Annotated in this window: 18 protein-coding genes; 6 read left to right on the top strand and 12 right to left on the bottom strand. The window is 65.3% G+C overall.

Annotated features, from left to right (window positions below):
- Positions 1-71 precede the first annotated feature (71 nt).
- The 5 genes from CJEDD_RS01255 to CJEDD_RS01235 all read left to right on the top strand — a co-directional run bounded on the left by CJEDD_RS01255 (position 72) and on the right by CJEDD_RS01235 (position 3,849).
- Positions 72-1,028, top strand: a complete 957-nt coding sequence (locus CJEDD_RS01255; RefSeq protein WP_042409228.1) for a hypothetical protein — start codon at positions 72-74, stop codon at positions 1,026-1,028.
- A gap of 101 nt (positions 1,029-1,129) precedes the next feature.
- Positions 1,130-1,993 (top strand): glucose-1-phosphate thymidylyltransferase RfbA, encoded by an 864-nt coding sequence (gene rfbA / locus CJEDD_RS01250; RefSeq protein WP_042409231.1) that lies wholly within the window; start codon positions 1,130-1,132, stop codon positions 1,991-1,993.
- Between the two features lie 2 nt (positions 1,994-1,995).
- On the top strand, positions 1,996-2,793 hold the full coding sequence (locus CJEDD_RS01245) for a glycosyltransferase (RefSeq protein ID WP_273657573.1): 798 nt from the start codon (positions 1,996-1,998) through the stop codon (positions 2,791-2,793).
- 13 nt (positions 2,794-2,806) lie between these two features.
- Positions 2,807-3,496, top strand: a complete 690-nt coding sequence (locus CJEDD_RS01240) for a glycosyltransferase family 2 protein (RefSeq protein WP_042405677.1) — start codon at positions 2,807-2,809, stop codon at positions 3,494-3,496.
- Positions 3,493-3,849: a DUF2304 domain-containing protein gene (locus CJEDD_RS01235; RefSeq protein WP_042405678.1), complete on the top strand. Its 357-nt coding sequence runs from the start codon at positions 3,493-3,495 to the stop codon at positions 3,847-3,849. Before CJEDD_RS01240 ends, CJEDD_RS01235 begins: the two co-directional genes overlap by 4 nt.
- 9 nt (positions 3,850-3,858) lie before the next feature.
- Here the strand turns inward: CJEDD_RS01235 and CJEDD_RS01230 are convergent, their stop codons facing one another.
- The 3 genes from CJEDD_RS01230 to CJEDD_RS01220 are packed head-to-tail and all read right to left on the bottom strand — an operon-like array spanning position 3,859 to position 6,413.
- Positions 3,859-4,479 carry an MBL fold metallo-hydrolase gene (locus tag CJEDD_RS01230; RefSeq protein ID WP_042405679.1) on the bottom strand — a complete coding sequence of 207 codons (621 nt, stop codon included), beginning with the start codon at positions 4,477-4,479 and terminating at the stop codon, positions 3,859-3,861.
- Positions 4,480-5,577: an S-(hydroxymethyl)mycothiol dehydrogenase gene (locus CJEDD_RS01225; RefSeq protein WP_042405709.1), complete on the bottom strand. Its 1,098-nt coding sequence runs from the start codon at positions 5,575-5,577 to the stop codon at positions 4,480-4,482.
- A gap of 11 nt (positions 5,578-5,588) precedes the next feature.
- On the bottom strand, positions 5,589-6,413 hold the full coding sequence (locus CJEDD_RS01220; RefSeq protein WP_042405680.1) for a GDSL-type esterase/lipase family protein: 825 nt from the start codon (positions 6,411-6,413) through the stop codon (positions 5,589-5,591).
- A 50-nt stretch (positions 6,414-6,463) separates the two neighbouring features.
- On the opposite strand from CJEDD_RS01220, the gene CJEDD_RS01215 reads away from it, so the two are divergent.
- Positions 6,464-8,095, top strand: coding sequence for an AMP-binding protein (locus tag CJEDD_RS01215; protein ID WP_042405681.1), 1,632 nt, complete (start codon positions 6,464-6,466; stop codon positions 8,093-8,095).
- A gap of 179 nt (positions 8,096-8,274) precedes the next feature.
- Here the strand turns inward: CJEDD_RS01215 and CJEDD_RS01210 are convergent, their stop codons facing one another.
- From CJEDD_RS01210 to CJEDD_RS01170, 9 genes are all read right to left on the bottom strand, one after another.
- Positions 8,275-8,658, bottom strand: coding sequence for a hypothetical protein (locus CJEDD_RS01210; RefSeq protein WP_042405682.1), 384 nt, complete (start codon positions 8,656-8,658; stop codon positions 8,275-8,277).
- The gene (locus tag CJEDD_RS01205; protein WP_042405683.1) at positions 8,648-9,073 is read right to left on the bottom strand and encodes a hypothetical protein; all 426 of its coding nucleotides are present in this window, start codon (positions 9,071-9,073) and stop codon (positions 8,648-8,650) included. Before CJEDD_RS01205 ends, CJEDD_RS01210 begins: the two co-directional genes overlap by 11 nt.
- 16 nt (positions 9,074-9,089) lie before the next feature.
- Complete coding sequence (locus tag CJEDD_RS01200) at positions 9,090-9,380, bottom strand: hypothetical protein (protein ID WP_042405685.1); 291 nt, start codon at positions 9,378-9,380, stop codon at positions 9,090-9,092.
- Positions 9,381-9,383: 3 nt separating this feature from the next.
- Complete coding sequence (locus CJEDD_RS01195) at positions 9,384-10,955, bottom strand: GH25 family lysozyme (protein WP_232297669.1); 1,572 nt, start codon at positions 10,953-10,955, stop codon at positions 9,384-9,386.
- Between the two features lie 50 nt (positions 10,956-11,005).
- Entirely contained in the window at positions 11,006-11,251 is a 246-nt protein-coding gene (locus CJEDD_RS01190; RefSeq protein WP_157034408.1) for a hypothetical protein, read from the bottom strand.
- Between the two features lie 32 nt (positions 11,252-11,283).
- Positions 11,284-13,218: an SGNH/GDSL hydrolase family protein gene (locus tag CJEDD_RS01185; RefSeq protein WP_157034409.1), complete on the bottom strand. Its 1,935-nt coding sequence runs from the start codon at positions 13,216-13,218 to the stop codon at positions 11,284-11,286.
- Between the two features lie 73 nt (positions 13,219-13,291).
- Positions 13,292-13,870, bottom strand: coding sequence for a hypothetical protein (locus CJEDD_RS01180; RefSeq protein WP_157034410.1), 579 nt, complete (start codon positions 13,868-13,870; stop codon positions 13,292-13,294).
- Positions 13,860-14,456, bottom strand: a complete 597-nt coding sequence (locus tag CJEDD_RS01175; protein ID WP_052333725.1) for a hypothetical protein — start codon at positions 14,454-14,456, stop codon at positions 13,860-13,862. Before CJEDD_RS01175 ends, CJEDD_RS01180 begins: the two co-directional genes overlap by 11 nt.
- Positions 14,457-14,463: 7 nt before the next feature.
- Positions 14,464-16,101, bottom strand: coding sequence for a Gp37-like protein (locus tag CJEDD_RS01170; protein ID WP_042405689.1), 1,638 nt, complete (start codon positions 16,099-16,101; stop codon positions 14,464-14,466).
- Positions 16,102-16,105: the final 4 nt, after the last annotated feature.

Here is a 16,105-nt window from a genome sequence, read left to right as displayed (position 1 = left end):
GCGACAGCGCGCGTGCAGGTTGCCGGAGGTTTATACTTATCCGGTCAACACCCATTCCTCAGGAGCCTTCCATGAAGAAGTCCCGCCTCGTCGCCCTTGCGACCGCCTCTGCTGTCGCCTTGTCCTCCGTCGTCCCCGCACACGCTGCACAGGTTGGCCCGCTAGACCAGAACAAGTGCAAGGTCACGTTCACTGCTGCTGAGAAGGCCGACCTCAAGCGCATTGAAACGGCATTAGACAGTTTCCCGGCCTGGAAGTCCTACCGCGACATCGCCTTGGCCATCGAGCAGGCATATAACGTGCGAGGCTATGGCGACAACTTCGTCGCAGCGCACAAGAATGAGCTGTCCGGGTACACGAGCGAAGCGGCGTTCGACGCTGCATACCGCAACCTCGATACGAGGTATCACCGTTCACTGCTGGCTATGGCGGGCATGACGGACGAACTTGCTCAGTCGTACCTCAAAGCCCGCGCGAAAGCCGAATACGGCCAGAGTTTTGTCCACCAGCAAACCAAGACTTCCGCAATCGAGGACTCGATGGAGGTGGAGGCACGCTCGGTCGATGCCGTTCCGGACGAAGGGCAAGACGCGAATTACGTCGTCATCTTGTTCACGCTTCTTTACGGTTTCGGCGGGACCCTCGGGGATTCAGCGAATATGCAATCGTTTTACAAGGCGCTTGCCAAGACCGAAACCGGCGCCGTACTCCGAAATTACGACCCATTTCTCACCTTCTACGCCCAGGCCGGCGATGCTTGCCTCCGCGGCGGCAACACGTCCATGACCTGGCTGAAGAACACCGAGAAGCCGGCACCGAAGCCGAACACTCAGCCGTCGACGGGCGACTCCACACAGTCCAAGCCGAACACGGACACGAAGCCGTCGACCGGTGACCACGCCGCGAAGGAGCAGGGTTCCTCCACCGCCGGCATCATCTTCGGCGTGATCGCAGCGCTGCTGGCAGTGATCGGCCTCGTGGTCGTCGCCGCGCCGCAGCTCGGCATCCAGATCCCCGGTCTGAACTAGTCGCAGGGCCTGCACGCCCAACGCCACCGCGCTCGCGCGAGACGGCGTCGGGCGTTTCGCGTGCGCGTTACCGCTCCCCGGCCCCGCTAGACTCGCACCTCATGAAGGGCATCATCCTCGCCGGCGGCTCGGGCACGCGCCTCTACCCGATCACCCAGGGCATCTCGAAGCAGCTCATGCCCATCTACGACAAGCCGATGATCTACTACCCGCTGTCCACGCTCATCGGCGCGGGTATCCGGGAGATCCTCATCATCACCACGCCGGAGGACAGGCCGAACTTCGAGCGTTTGCTTGGCGACGGCTCACGCCTCGGCATCATGCTCCACTACGCCGAGCAGCCGAGGCCTGAGGGCCTGGCGCAGGCCTTCCTCATCGGCGAGGACTTCATCGGCGGCGACTCGGTCGCCCTCGTGCTCGGCGACAACATCTTCGACGGCGCCGGCCTGTCCGGGGTACTCGGGCAGATCCGCGACATCGACGGCGGCGCGATCTTCGCCTACGAGGTGTCCGACCCGCAGCGCTACGGCGTCGTCGAGTTCGACGCCGACGGCACCGCCCTGTCGATCGAGGAGAAGCCCGCCGAGCCGAAGTCCAACTTCGCCGTCGTCGGCCTCTACTTCTACGACAACAGCGTGGTGGAGATCGCGAAATCCATCGCACCGTCCGCGCGCGGGGAGCTCGAGATCACCTCCGTCAACGAGGCGTACCTCCAACGCGGCGACCTCAAGGTCCACCGCCTGCACCGCGGCGACGTGTGGCTGGACACCGGCACCATCGACTCGATGAGCGAGGCCAGCGCGTACGTCGAGGTGCTGCAAAAACGCACCGGCACCGTCATCGGCTCCCCCGAGGTCGCCGCCTACCGCGAGGGCTTCATCGACGCCGCGCAGCTCGAGGCGCTCGCGCTGCCCGTGATGAAGTCCGGCTACGGCCGCTACCTCCTCGACGCAGCAAGGGACTGACCATGGCAACCATCACCGCACTCGTCACCGTCTACCACGGCACCGACGCCGACGACCTGCAGCGCGCGCTCGACTCGCTGGCGGCGCAGACCCGGCCCGCGGACGAACTCGTCATCGTCGCGGACGGGCCGGTGAGCGAGGGGGTCCGGAAGGTCGTCGAGAAGCAGGACGCCCGGGTGATCTGGCTGCCGGAGAACGTGGGCGCGGGACCGGCGTCGCAAGCCGGCTTAGCGACGATCGATGCCGACTACACCGCCCGCCTGGACTCCGACGACGCCGCCAAGCCCGAGCGCTTCGCCCGGCAGCTGGAGTACCTCGAGGCCCACCCGCAGTGCGGGGCGCTCGGCACCGCCGTGGAGGAGTTCCGCGATACCCCCGGCGACACGGGCAAGGTGCGCGCGCTGCCGGAGAACCCGCACGCCTACGCGAAGATGAACTCGCCGGTGAACAACCCGTCGGTGATGCTGCGCACGCGCGCCGTCAACGAGGTCGGCGGGTACGTTGACGTGCACTTCATGGAGGACTACGACCTCTACGCGCGGCTCATCGCGGGCGGCTGGCAGGTGCGCAACCTGCCCGAGCCGCTCACCGACTTCCAGGTCACCGACGCGCAGTTCGCCCGGCGCACCGGCCGCGAGATGCTCGCCGCGGAGGCGCAGATGCAGCGCAACCTGGTCTCGTACGGGCTGGTGTCGCGGCCGCGAGCGGCGTTCAACCTCGCCGCCCGCACCGCGTACCGCGCGCTACCGGCGGGGCTACTTCGGCGCGTGTATGCGGCCTTGTTCCACGACGCGGGGTAACGTATCGCCTGATATGAGCGGATTCGACGACACCTGGCTGATCGTGCCCTGCTACAACGAGGGCACGGTCATTTTTGATGTCCTTTCGCACGCACGCGAGACGTTCCCCAACATCGTCGCGGTCAACGACGGCTCCCGCGACGACTCGGCGGCGCAGATCCGCGCCGCCGGCGCCCACCTGGTCAACCACCCGGTGAACTTGGGCCAGGGCGCGGCGATCCAGACGGGCGTCGAATACGCCCGCGTCCAGCCCGGCGCGCAGTACTTCGTCACCTTCGACGCCGACGGGCAGCACCAGGTGAAAGACGTCGTGCGCATGGTCGAGCGGCTGCGCACCGAGCCGCTCGACATCATCGTGGGCACCCGCTTCGCCGGCCAGGACAACTCGCAGGTGCCGTGGATCAAGCGGGTGGTGCTCAAGACGGTGGTGCTGCTCTCCCCGCGCACGAAGAAGCTCGGGCTTTCCGACGCCCACAACGGCCTGCGCGCGTTCAACCGCAAGGTCGCCGAAGAGATGAACATCCGCATGAACGGGATGTCGCACGCCTCGGAGATCGTCGGCATGATCGAGAAGAACGGCTGGCGCGTCGACGAGGAGCCGGTCGACATCCTCTACACCGAGTATTCGATGTCGAAGGGGCAATCGCTGATCAACGGCGTGAACATCCTCGCCGACGGGCTCGTGGCAAGGAGGCTGCCGTGATCCAAGCGTTGCTCCTGCTCGCCGTCGTAGGCCTGGCGTGGTACTTCTTCGCCAACCGCCGCAAGGCCAACGCGAAGGCGTGGGTGAAGATCGGCTTCGCGCTCATGATGGTGGCCGCGATCTGGGCGATCGCGCGTCCCGACGACGTCACCGTCCTCGCCAACTGGCTCGGCGTGGACCGCGGCACGGACCTCATGCTGTACGTGCTGGTGATCGCGTTCTTCTTCACCACCATCTCCACCTGGACGCGCTTCCGCGAGCAGGAACTGCGCTACGCGCGCCTCGCGCGGGCAGTGGCGCTGCAGAACGCAGAGCCACCGGTGGCGGAGGGTGCGCCGGAGGAACGTCGCTAAGCAACCGCGCTAGTAGCCGCGGCGAATCCACTCCTCCAGGTGCGGGGCCTCGTCGCCGATGGTGGTGTGGTCGCCGTGGCCGGTGCGCACCACCGTCTCCGCCGGCAGGTCCAGCACAGACTTCTGCAGCGAATGAATGATGGTGTCGAACGAGGAGAACGACCGCCCCGTCGCGCCCGGTCCGCCCTGGAACAAGGTGTCGCCGGAGAAGAGCTCACCGGCCTCCTCGGCGTAGATGACCACCGACCCGGGCGAGTGGCCCGGCGTGGACATCACGCGCAGCTCGGTGCCGGCGATGGGGAACGTCGCGCCGTCGAGAAGCTGGCGGTAGTGCACGCCCGGGTTCTGGCGCTGCCAGAGGAACCCGTCGGTCGGGTGCAGGTACACCGGCGCGTCGACGAGGCACGACAGCTCCGGGGCGGCGTCGATGTGGTCGGAGTGGCCGTGGGTGGCCAGGATGCCCTTGACGCGGCGCCCGCCCACGGCGTCGGCGATGGCGCGCGCGTTGTGGGCGGCGTCGATGATGTAGCACTCGGAATCGTCGCCGACGATCCAGACGTTGTTGTCCACCTCCCACTCGCCGCCGTCAAGCTTGAACAGGCCGGATGTAACCACGTTGTCGATGCGCATTTAGAACTCCACCACGCTTCGCAGCACGTCGCCGCGCTTCATTTTGGCAAACGCCTCTTCGATGTCGCCGATGCCGATGCGCTCCGAGACGAACTCGCCGAGCGGGTAGCGGCCCTGCTTGTACAGCTCCACGTACGCCGGGAAGTCGCGCTCCGGCAGGCAGTCGCCGTACCAGGCGGGTTTGATGGAGCCGCCGCGGGCGTACAGGTCGATCGCCGGGATGTCCACGTGGTCGGTCTGGTTGGGCACGCCCACCATCACCATGCGGCCGGCGAAATCGCGGGAGTAGAACGCCAGGCGCCAGGTGGGCTGGATGCCCACGGCGTCGATGGTCACGTCCGCGCCGAAGCCGCCGGTGAGCTCGCGCACGCGCTCGATCACCGCGTCCTCCTCCATGTCCTTCGAGCAGACCGCGTGGGTCGCGCCGAAGCGCTCGAGGGCCGCGTCGCACTTTCGCTTATCGACGTCTACAGCAATCACCGTGGTTGCCCCCGCCAACGCCGCACCCGCGACGGCCGCGAGGCCGACACCGCCGAGGCCGAAGACGGCGACCGTTTCGCCGCGCTGGACGTCGCCGGTGTTCACCGCGGCACCAAGGCCGGCCATGATGCCGCAGCCGAGCAGGCCCGCAGCGGCCGGGTCAGCCTCCGGATCCACTTTGGTGCACTGCTTCTCGTGCACGAGGGTCTTTTCGGCGAAGGAGCCGATGCCGAGGGCGGGGGTGAGCTCGGTGCCGTCGGCAAGCGTCATGCGCTTGGAAGCGTTGTGGGTGTTGAAGCAGTTCTTCGGGTCGCCCTTGCGGCAGGCGCGGCACTCGCCGCACACGGCGCGCCAGTTCAGGACGACGAAGTCGCCGGGTTCGACGTGCGTGACGTCCTCGCCGCACGTTTCGACGACACCGGCCGTCTCATGGCCGAGGAGGAACGGGAATTCGTCGGCGATGTCGCCGTCGCGGTAGGCCAGGTCGGTGTGGCACACGCCGGTGGCCTTGACCTTCACCACGACGTCGTGCGGGCCCGGGTCCGGGATGACGACGTCTGCGACCTCGACGGGCGCGCCCTTGGAACGGGCGATTACTCCTTGAACAGTTTGTGTCATGCCCTCCAACACTAGGAGCGCGCGATGACGTTTGCCACGTGCTCGTGTCCGCGCTGGTTGACGTGGATGGGCAGGTTGCCCGGGCCGGCGTAGAAGTCGACGATGCCGGCCCACATGCGCTTGTCGTCGGGGGCGCACATGTTGTTGTTCCAGGTCGACGGCTTGAGGTCGAGGAACTCCACGCCGGCGGCGCGGGCAGCGTCGACCTCCATCCACTGCGCGAGGTTCTCCCAGCGCTGGACGTCCTGGTAGCGGGTCCAGTCGGAGGTGTTCGGCGCGATGTGGAAGAGGCAGACGCGGTCGCCGTCCGTGATCTTCGGGTAGCCCACGATCTGGATGCGGGCGTTCGGCGCGGCCGCCTTGATGCGGCGGATCTGCGGGACCATGTAGTTGACAAAGTCGCGGCGGATGTCGGCGTCCGGGCGCGAGGTGTTGTTGTACGTGTCGTTGAAGCCGACGGAGATAATGACGCGGGCGGTCGCCGGCGAGAGGCCGCGGTCCGCGATTGCGCGGTCGACCTGCTGGAAGAAGCCGGGGCCCTTCGAGATGGTGACCACGCCGGTGCAGGAGTAGTCGCGCGGCGTCAGGCCGAGCATGCCGGCGGAGCGCTTGCCCCAGTTTGTGGGCGACGTCGGGCACCAGGTGCCGTTGTCGGAGCGGCCCTGCGGGGTCAGGCCCAGCTTGCCGGCGGCCCAGGTGGGCACGTTCGGGTCGGCGATGACGGAGTCGCCGAAGATGACCATGTTGCGCTCCTGCGCTTGCGCGGCGGGAGCGAGCGGGGTAAAGAGGGCGGCGGCCGCGACAACGGCGGCGGCGATGCGGCGGGAAATAGACACGGGAAGCCTTTCACAGGGGACACATGCGCAACATAGGTTACATTACTTTCATGCGACCCACCCACCGACCGCTGTTCGTGTTGCGCTCCTTCGCCCGCTTCGTGCCCGCCGTCGTCCGCTCCGGCATGGTCAGCGCGGAGGGCGGCCCGCGCGCGGCCCTCGCCCTCGCGCCCAACCTTGCCCGCTACTGGTTCACCACCGCCCGCGAAATCGAGCAGGGCGCTGCCGCCGTCCCGGACCGCCTCGCGCTCATCGACGACGCTGGCGCCCTCACCTACCGCCAACTCCGCGACGACGCCCGCGCGCTCGCCAGGTGGCTCATCGCGCTGCAGGAGGAACGCGGCCTCGACGAGCTGCGCATCGGCGTCATGGCCCGCAACGGCCGCGGCATCGTCCTCCCCCTCAGCGCGAAGGGCTACGCCGGCGGGCACATCTTCCTGCTCAACATCGGCTCCTCCAGCGAGCAACTGCGCGGCATCATCGCCGAAAACCGCATCGACGTCCTCTTCGTCGACGACGAGTTCGCCGACCGTATCCCCGACACAGGCGCCACCGTCGTCCGCGCGTTCGAGGACAACGGCACCGGGCTTTCGCTGCGCGAGATTGTGAACCGGAGGGACGTCGATACGCAACTGCCCCGGTGGCCGAAGCACGGCAACCTCGTGCTCATGAGCTCCGGCACCACCGGCATCCCGAAGGGCATCGTGCGGCCCGAGCCCAAGCTGCCGTTCGTCGTCGCGGGCTACCTCGAGGCGATCCCGTGGCGCGCGGGCGACACGGTGCAGCTCACGGCGTCGATCTTCCACACGTGGGGCTGGTCCGCGCTGCAGGTGGCGCTGGCGACGCGCTCGACGATTGTCACCCGCCGCGTCTTCGACCCCGACGCGTGCTTCCGGCAGATCGAGGCGTTCCGTTGCGACGGGCTGATCTCCTCGCCGATCTTCTTCAAGCAGATGCTCGACCTCGACGAGGACTACGACACCTCCTCGCTGCGCTACCTCGCCACCGCCGGCAACGCCGTCACGCCCGCGCTGCTGCGGCGCACCACCGAGCGTTTCGGCCCGATCCTGGCGAACATCTACGGCTCGACCGAGCTCGCGCTCGCCGCCGCCGCCTCGCCCGCGCAGATGCAGGCCGACCCCACCACCGTGGGCAAGGTCCCGCCCGGCACGGTGCTCAAGCTTTACGACGACCAAGGGCACGAAGTCCCCACCGGCGAAACCGGGCGCATCTTCCTGCACAACGAGACGGCGCTGCGCGGCTACACCAACCCCGACACGCCGATGGTGGAGATCGACGGGCTCATCGAGATGGGCGACCTCGGCTACTTCGACGCGGACGGGTTCCTCCACGTGCAGTCGCGCAACGACGACATGATCATCGTCGGCGGGGAGAACGTGCACCCGCAGTCCGTGGTCGAGGTGCTCGACGACATGCCCGGTGTCGCCGAGGTGTACGCGCACGGTGTGGACGACGACGCGATGTTCAAGCGCATCGCCGTGTGGATCGTGCGCTCGGAGGGGCACCCCGAGGTCACCGAGGATGGCGTGCGCGAGTGGGTGCGTTCGCGCCTCGCCGACCACTCGATTCCGCGGGACGTGCACTTCGTCGATACGCTGCCGCGCAACGCGGTGGGCAAGGTCGTGCCGAGGTTCCTGCCCGGGCTTGGACAAAAAAATTGAGCCACCTGCGAGAATCGAACTCGCGACCTTCTCATTACGAGATCTGTGCTTTAGAGCGTTGACCAGCACCGTTAGTGGTCGTGCTCGGTGTGTGCTCGGTGCGGGGTTCTAAACGTTCTGTTTTTGAGACGCAAGAAGACCCCCGCCCGGCGCGATGGCGGGGCGGGGGTCTGGGTGGGTTACTTGGGCGGGTTTCTGGCTCGCGGCGGCGTGTCGACGAGCGCTTGCCAGGTGTCGATGTCGGGGGCGGGCGGCGCCGCGATGGTGTCGGGCGATGCCTGATGCTCTAGTGTCTCTGCGATCCAGGCGAGCGCGCGGCGAAGTGCGTCGCGGAGATCGCCGGCATGGGACTGGACAGCGTGCAGCTCGGCGCGGGTCTCGCGGAGCGCCGCTTCGACGGCGTCGAGGCGTCCTTCCAGTCGGTCAATGCGCGACGCCTGCCCGGTGATGAGCGCTTCAGACGCGGACTGGCGGGTCTCGTCGCGCTTGCCGAGGAAGCCAATGATGGCGCCGGCGACACCAGCGATACCGGCGATGATGCCGACGACGATTTCAGTGGCCATAGGGCACCACCCGCTTCACGCGCGCGCGCTCGCGGGCAATCATCCATGTGGAAAACAGGGCGTTGACCAGAAGCATGGCGTAGTTTTTGCCGGATACCCAGCCGCGGGGCTCGTCGACGAAGAACGCGACCGACCAGATGACGAGCTCGGCAGTGACGATCATCATGCCGATGATGCGCAGCCAGCTTGCCCAGTCCGTTGCCCGATCGGACGCTCTGGACGGCACGAGCACACCCAGGAGGAGCGCGACGGCGGCGACGGCCCACAACAACCACACTGGAGTGGCGATCGCACCGTCGACAGCTTCGAGCTGCTTCGGCACGAGGTGGACGTACGCAACGGCGGTGGCCGCCGCCCAGGCCGCCCATGCGACCGCGAGCAGCCGCGGCAGGTAGCGCTCGACGTACCCGCTCACTTTCGCTCGCGACCATCTATTGGGCACCGTGCACCTCCTGCGGGTAGGCGGTGAACCCGTCGAGCAGGCCTCCCTCGTCCGGTGTGGTTTCGCGGGCGGGCTTCTCGACGTGCACTGCCGCCATCCCGCCGCCGATCAGCGCTCCGAGGGAGACAATTTGGGCGAGCCAGTTGTCCACGTCGGCAGGCTCAACCAGGCCGAGCGCGGTGGCGATGAGGCCGCCGATTGCGACGACGACGTAGAGGCACAGCCGCAGCCACCACGGCGTGCCCACAACGTTGCGGGCGTTTTGCATGCGGTGGGTCATGGTCTACTTCCTTCCCTTGAAGATGCGGCTGAATGCCGCGGCAAGCGTGGGCAGCATGTTGCGGTGGATATCCTCGATCTTGCGGTCGAGGTTCAGGATGTAGCCCACAAGCGTTTCTTTGTGGACGTCGGCAGGCGTGATCTTCCCCTGCTCGAGCAGATCTAGGTCGTAGCGGGAGTCGAAGCGGTGCGTCATCTCGTGGTGAATGCGGGTGACCTTTTCGTACAGGTCGCGCTGCTGGTCGTCGGTAAGTGCCATGAGCATGCCTCCTTGGGGCTGAGTGATGCGGGTGGAGCCGGACGACGGGGCCGGCACCTTGGTCTTGGAGTAGGCGTAGCCCTTCGGCGGGATCAGCGAGCACAGCTGCTCGAAGTCGATCCAGTAGCCGTAGGGGGCGAATCCACTGTCGGCGATCCACACCCGCCGGCGGCCGTCCGCGTCCTGGGCGACGCCCATCGCGGCGACGTAGTGGGACACCCACCCGCCGGCATACGCCGGGGAGATCGTCGACGGCGCCACCGCGCGCGGGTAGTTCGACGGCGGCGCGACGATATTGGCGACCACGCCGTGGCCCGCGGTGATGGAATCCACGAGGTGCTGCCACAGCCGTTCCTTCTCCTCGCGGCTCGGCGGGTCGTTCGGCATTTCGACGTGGACGTACTCGGCGCCGTCGATGTAGTCGTTGAGCACCGCGGGGAAGGAGCCGATCCAGTCGGTGCCGTTGAGGGTGGTGCCGAGGCGACGGGCGAGCTCCGACTCCTCGATCAGCTTGCCGGTGGAGAAGATGACGGTCTGCGCGCTGGCGGGGCCGCACCAGTAGCCGGTTTCCTGGGTGATCTGGGTGCGCGGGTAGGGCAGCACCTTCTCGAACGTCACGGGCACCTCCTTTGGCTTGGTTGTGGCTGGTGGTGGGTTGAAGATGGCGGCAAGTTCGGCGCGGGCGCCGCAGAAAGCGTTGACGTCGACCGGGTGGTGGCCGGCGACGATTCCGTTGGAGCCGAACTGGAGAATGGCCGGTCGGCGGTCGCCTAACGGATATGACCAGCCGCGGTGCCCGTCGCCGCTGTCCCGGTCGTAGGTCGCCCGCGGGGTGCCGGTGCGGTTGTGTCCGTAGTTTGACACCCACAGATTCCCCAGCCCCGCCATCGACGGTTCACCGCCGGGCATGAGCTCCCAGTACCACGCGCCGGAGTAGATGCCGGCGACGTAGTACCCGCGGCGCTCCAGCTCGTGCTTTGCCGCGTGAACGTCGGCCGCGGTGAGCAGTTTCCGCCCGGCGCGATCGACGGATTCGACGTCGATCCAGACGGAGAGGTCGCGGCGTCCGCCCATCTGCTGGTCGATGACGTCGACTTGCTGCGCGATCGAGGTTCCCTCCGATGGTGCGCGGAGGTACCAGTAGGTGGAGACGAGCAGGCCGTTGCGCTCCGCGTCGTACAGGTGGGAGCCGAACGTCCTATCTCGGTAGGTGCCATCGCAGAGCCGCAGAATGACGAACTCGATGCCCTCCTGCTTGGCACGGGTGAGCGACAGGCCGTCCTGGTGCTCGGATATATCAATGCCGAAGATGGTCACGGTGGCCTCCTTTGTTTTTGGGCATGAGAAAAGCCCCGCGGTTGCGGGGCTTAGCTGGCGGGTTGAGCGAATGCAATGTCTCGAAGCGTCAACAGGGTGATCTTCCCTTCATCACGTTTCCTTGCCAGCCAACGCAAAAAGTCCTTGACCTCATCGACACCTACTTTGCCTTCCCCACCGAGCACTTCGGGATGGAAACTCACCATCGTCCCCCACCCCGCGGGAGTGGCCTTCTTGGCGTCCGGTGACGGGGTTAATACGCGGTCCGAATTCAGACGCAAGGTTGAACGTGCCACGTTTGAGCGGTAAAAACACGATGTCCTCCTGCTTAGGTAGCGACCATGCCGCGGTTGCGGATGAACTCGGCGAGTTTTTTCGCGATAGCAGCGTGGGCTGGCTTGTCAACGTGAACGACTTCGCCAGCTGGGTAGAGCGAGCGAGGGGCAAACCCATTCGCAACGTCCTCCCGGTCGCCGTCGGTGATCGTCAGTCCCGCCATTTGCATTGCGCCAGCATCGCCAAGGTCCTTGAGGAATCCGAAGTTGTCGAAGAATTGCCGGGGGTACGCTGCCTTTAAACGGGCATTGATCTCGGTGACAACATCTAAGCTGTACTTTTTCCCGTAGTGTGGAGTGATGGACATGACGATGATGTCGTGTGCTCGATTTGGTCTGGAATCTACAATCTGCCCAATCCCAGCCACCACATGATCAATCATTTCTGGATGCGGACCCCTAGTGCCGCCTGTGTTGTTGATGCCGATGTGGAGAATCGTCGGGCACGATCCGTATGTAATCGAGAGACCGGACTGCCACTCAATCCACCCGTCCCCCACAGTCAAAGGCATCCCGTTCAACGCTTTGTCTTTTCCACGCCTCAACGTCCACGCACCAGTCACGCCATTCTGCTCGAGGAATACTCGAGCTCCTGCGCAGAATCCTTCTGCAGAGAACCACCGAGGCGATCTAATTGCCGGTGACCAGTTCAGTGTCACCTCGACGCTCTCGCCCTCACCGGGGATTATTCCACCCTTGATTTTGAGGAATGTCCGGCGCGCACCTACCGCGAGGGCGGTCTCATCTACAACCGCACCTCCCTTACCCGCATTCTTTACCGCTACCCCGAGTTCCTGTGCGAGTCTGTCTGCCCACGCTGCACCGTCGGTCCACAGAACATTGTTCGCTCCGCCTTCCACCCATGAGTCGCCTATAGCCAGCACCGCTGTTCGGTTCGTCGCCGAGAGATCGGTAGTGTCACGCCGCTGCCACTGCGACCAAGTACTCTTTCCGTACACCTTGGTACGGATAAACTGCTCTCCCGTCTGACGGAAAATGTACGTTGCAGTTTGGATCGCCTGCTTAGTATTCGAGTTTTCCTCGTGGCGGATCATATGAGGTGCTGCGTCAAGTGGAGGTTGGTATCCGCGAGCGGCTGCATAGCGTAAGTTTCCCCAATCGGTCACCATCCACACACCGTTATCCGCACCCGTTAAGTCATTTGGAGTCTTTCCCGCTGCCGCTATATCCCCCCGAAAGTCCAAGGCGTTTCCGGTTCCAAACGCATTGAACCGGCCCCACGGTCCCCATGGTTTGTTATATTCTCTGGACCTCTTGTACAGCGTTGCCTTACCGTCGGCTGTGTAAGCAATCTGAACAGAGCCTGACGCGCCCGACAAGCTCCTATCCATGTGCATGAGGAAATGCGGTGTCATGTCCGCGGGCGGGTTATACCCTAGGTTTTTCAGAACGGTGATGCTACTCCAATCTGGAATGTCCCAAATCCCCTGCCGGCCTTGCCCACTTTCCCACTGCTCCGGGGATTCTCCTTGCGGCGGCTTGCCACGATTCCACGTCAAGCTCGCTTTTACAGCTTCTTCCCGAAGCGCCAGAAGGGCCTTGCGCTTAGCTTCCTCTATCGCCATGCCAGCGGCTTGCATCCCCTCCAAGAGATCCGCGAGCATTGCAGAGTTCGGCAGCGCGTTGACCACTGCTTCCCATAGTGTAGTCATGCCAGTAGCAGCGACGAACCGAATGCTGTCGGTCCAGCCGTCGCCTTCCAGGTACAGCCATCCGACCCCAGCCACAACATTAAGGGTGATTCGCCCATCGTTAGGCACGTCGACCACTGCGGGCTGAGAAGTGATGATGTCAACGTCGGGCCCAGGGCGGTACGCTGGTGCTTTCACCGTGACCTTGGTTACGGATTCAATGCTCCGGTCTGTGACATCGGAAAGTCGGCCGGATAGCGTGATAGTGGTTGCCACAATTGTTCTCCATTCATGCGAGAAGCCCACCTGACGCGTGCCGGTGGGCTGAAAGTTCGTGTGTCGTTAGGCGCTACAGCGGGAGGAGGGTGATGGTCACGGACGCGGGGGTGGTGTTGTCGAGAGTGACCCAGAATTGAAGCCAGTGCTCGGAGGTGATCGTGGCGGTGGCGAACGTTCGCCCTTGCGTGCCTACGAGGTAGTCGGTTGGCTCCCCGTTTTTTGCTATGCGCAGATTTGAGGTTGCTGCTACGCCTGTGGCCTCGACCAGTACGAGGTATTTGCCCGCAGGTGGGTACGCTGCCGTCGATGTGGAGCGTGTGCCTGGCGGTGCTTTGAATTGCACCCACCCGTTCGATGTGCGCGACCCGGTGAGCACAATAGGGGTTAGTCGCTGAATGTTCGCTACTGCCTGGTCAACGTAGCGTGTGGTCGCCACATCATCCGGCACAACGGGTCGCTCCTCCAATTTTTTCACCCGAGCTGCGAGCTCCCCCGCACTCGTATTCGCCGATTGCGCAGTCGCGTAAATCTCGGCCTGCACCTGGCCTGCTTGGGCGCCGACCTGCTCAACCGTGGCCACGAGATCTTCGGCGAGCTCCTGGCGAGTGTCCGTGACAGAGTCGTTGTCGCCGAACGGCTTAATCCCCACGCGCACCGCCCTCTGCCAGGTGGATGGCTTTGGCGCGCTGTGCGGCCTGCGCCCGCACAATCACGTCCTCGAGCTCTTGGAGGTCCATGTCCTCGAGTTGGCGGGCCGGAGCGGCGCCGGTTGGCGGGGTTTGGCGTGGCTGGTCGATGGGTATCCACTTGCCGGCAGCCCCCGGTCCGCCTGGCCCGCCGAGCGGGTCATACTTGAGCTTCGGGCCGAGGCGGAACGTGGCCTGGTACAGGCCAGCCTGTTTGAACGTGCCGACAAGCCGGCCAGTGTGCGGCACGAGCCTGATGCCGGGGGGCAGCGCACCACTGGTGAGGGTGACGGCGGTGTCGAACCCGACGCCTTCGTCTAGGTCGTCACCAACGCTGACGACCTCGCGAGCGGAGACGTCGAGTGGCCAGTCCACCGCCCACGCTAACGTCACCTCTCGCGGCTCCGGGGTCTCCAAGCGCGCCCCCAAGTCGTCAAATAGGTGACGGCACAGCTGGTTGATGGTGGTGGCGTCTAGGCCGAAGCCATAGAACACCCAGCTAAGCGGGTGCGCGCCCTCGGGCACGTCGAACGGGTAGAGCTTCATCATTTCCTCCTTAGTCGACAGTTGACGTCAATCGAGATAGGCGGCCCCGGATTGTCTCGACGTTCGAAGCGAACAGTGCCTCCGGGTCCTGCACCGGCCGCACATCCCCCACCCCGACGGTGAACCCGACCGGCTCGCCCGGCGCGGACGTCCACTCGATTGAGGAGACGTATGCGGCCCAGACTTCCCCCCAGGCGACGAAGCCGACGGTGTCGCCGAGCTGGAAGTCCCTTCCCGGCAGGTACGGGTAGGCATCGGCAATCGCGAACTCGACCGACAGGCCACCGTTTGTCTCGGTCTTGGCCTGCCAGGCCTTCTGGATGGACTCCATGCTGTTCGCCTCGCCCTGTTTGGCGATGGCGAGGTAGCCGGAGCGGCCGTGGCGGCGTTGTCGGTCGCGGTCGATATGCTCGTTGAGGTTCAGGAAATGGTCGGCTGAGAGATCCGCGAGGATGTCGCCGCCGGTGCGGATCGCTTCTGCCACGGGCGGGCCGATGCCGGGGATGAACGAGATGATGTACGCCGCAGCGCCTTTGATCGCTGCTTTCACCGTCGTGTTGACGACTTTCGGGGACTTCCCGCCGACGAGGAAGCGGGAGTCGGTCGACTTCCGCAAGGTGACCTTTGGCGCTTCGTCGCAGTCGAACACGACCCACGGCTTCTTCCCAGCCCTAGTAGGGGTCGCGGCGTCCGAGAACTCGGTGGCCGATGTGATCTGGTCTCCGGCGTCGATCTTGCGGGTGAGGGAGCGGATGCCCTGCCCGGCTAAGGTGCGCGCGCCGGACAGCATGGACACGGGACGGAAGTCCACCACCACCGTCGGCAACGTCAACGTGGTGTGGTCGGGGAACGGCTGATAGTCCCCCGGCAGCCACAACGACACGATGGGGAGGATGCCGGCGGCTTCCCATGTCGGCCGCAGCAGGTCGAACGCGTTATCCCACCGGGCGCACACCACGCTCCATTCGGACGGCAGGCCGGAGGAGATCGGCGAGCAGATGATCCGGTGCATCTCCGGCACCATTGCCCGCCACCGCTTCGGATTGTCATACCCGTCCGTCAGGGCGGTGAGGCCCGTGGCGGAGCCGTCGAAAAGCTGGTGGAACATGCCCGGTTGCTGGTAGCCGATCAGGTTGCGGCCAACCAGCTTGCGGGACACCCATTCGGCGGAGCCTTGCTGCTTGTCCTCGAACTGCATCTGCACGACCTTGGAGCGGGTCGACGGGTCCGCCCACAAGGGCAAGTGCTTGAGGTACTCGATACCGTCCAGCCCCGTCACAGTGACGGTTTCCGGGTAGTCCCTGCCACCCTCCGGGATGATGTCGAGGATCCGGTAGAAGCGGCGGAGGTTGCCGTTGTAGCCGCGGCGCTCCACCACAATCGTCACCGCATCGTGGAACACCCCGTCGGGGTCACTCGACCCGGTCTGCAGAAGCCACCGCACGAGCGGGTTCTGCACGCCCGGCGCGATCTCGCCCGGCAACACCATCTGCATGTTCGCGGTGTCCTGGTAGACCTCACCCCACGATGCGGACTGCCAATCCTCGACCTCCATGACGAACTGGAAGTCGCGGTCGAGCACGCCGACCCATTGGCCGCGGGTGCGGACAATCTGCTCGCGCTCCGCTCTAGTCGGTAGCGTCGGCATGGGT

The organism is Corynebacterium jeddahense (assembly GCF_028609865.1).
In the GTDB taxonomy this organism is placed as follows: Bacteria; Actinomycetota; Actinomycetes; order Mycobacteriales; family Mycobacteriaceae; genus Corynebacterium; species Corynebacterium jeddahense.
This window is presented reverse-complemented; position numbering and strand designations above follow the sequence as displayed.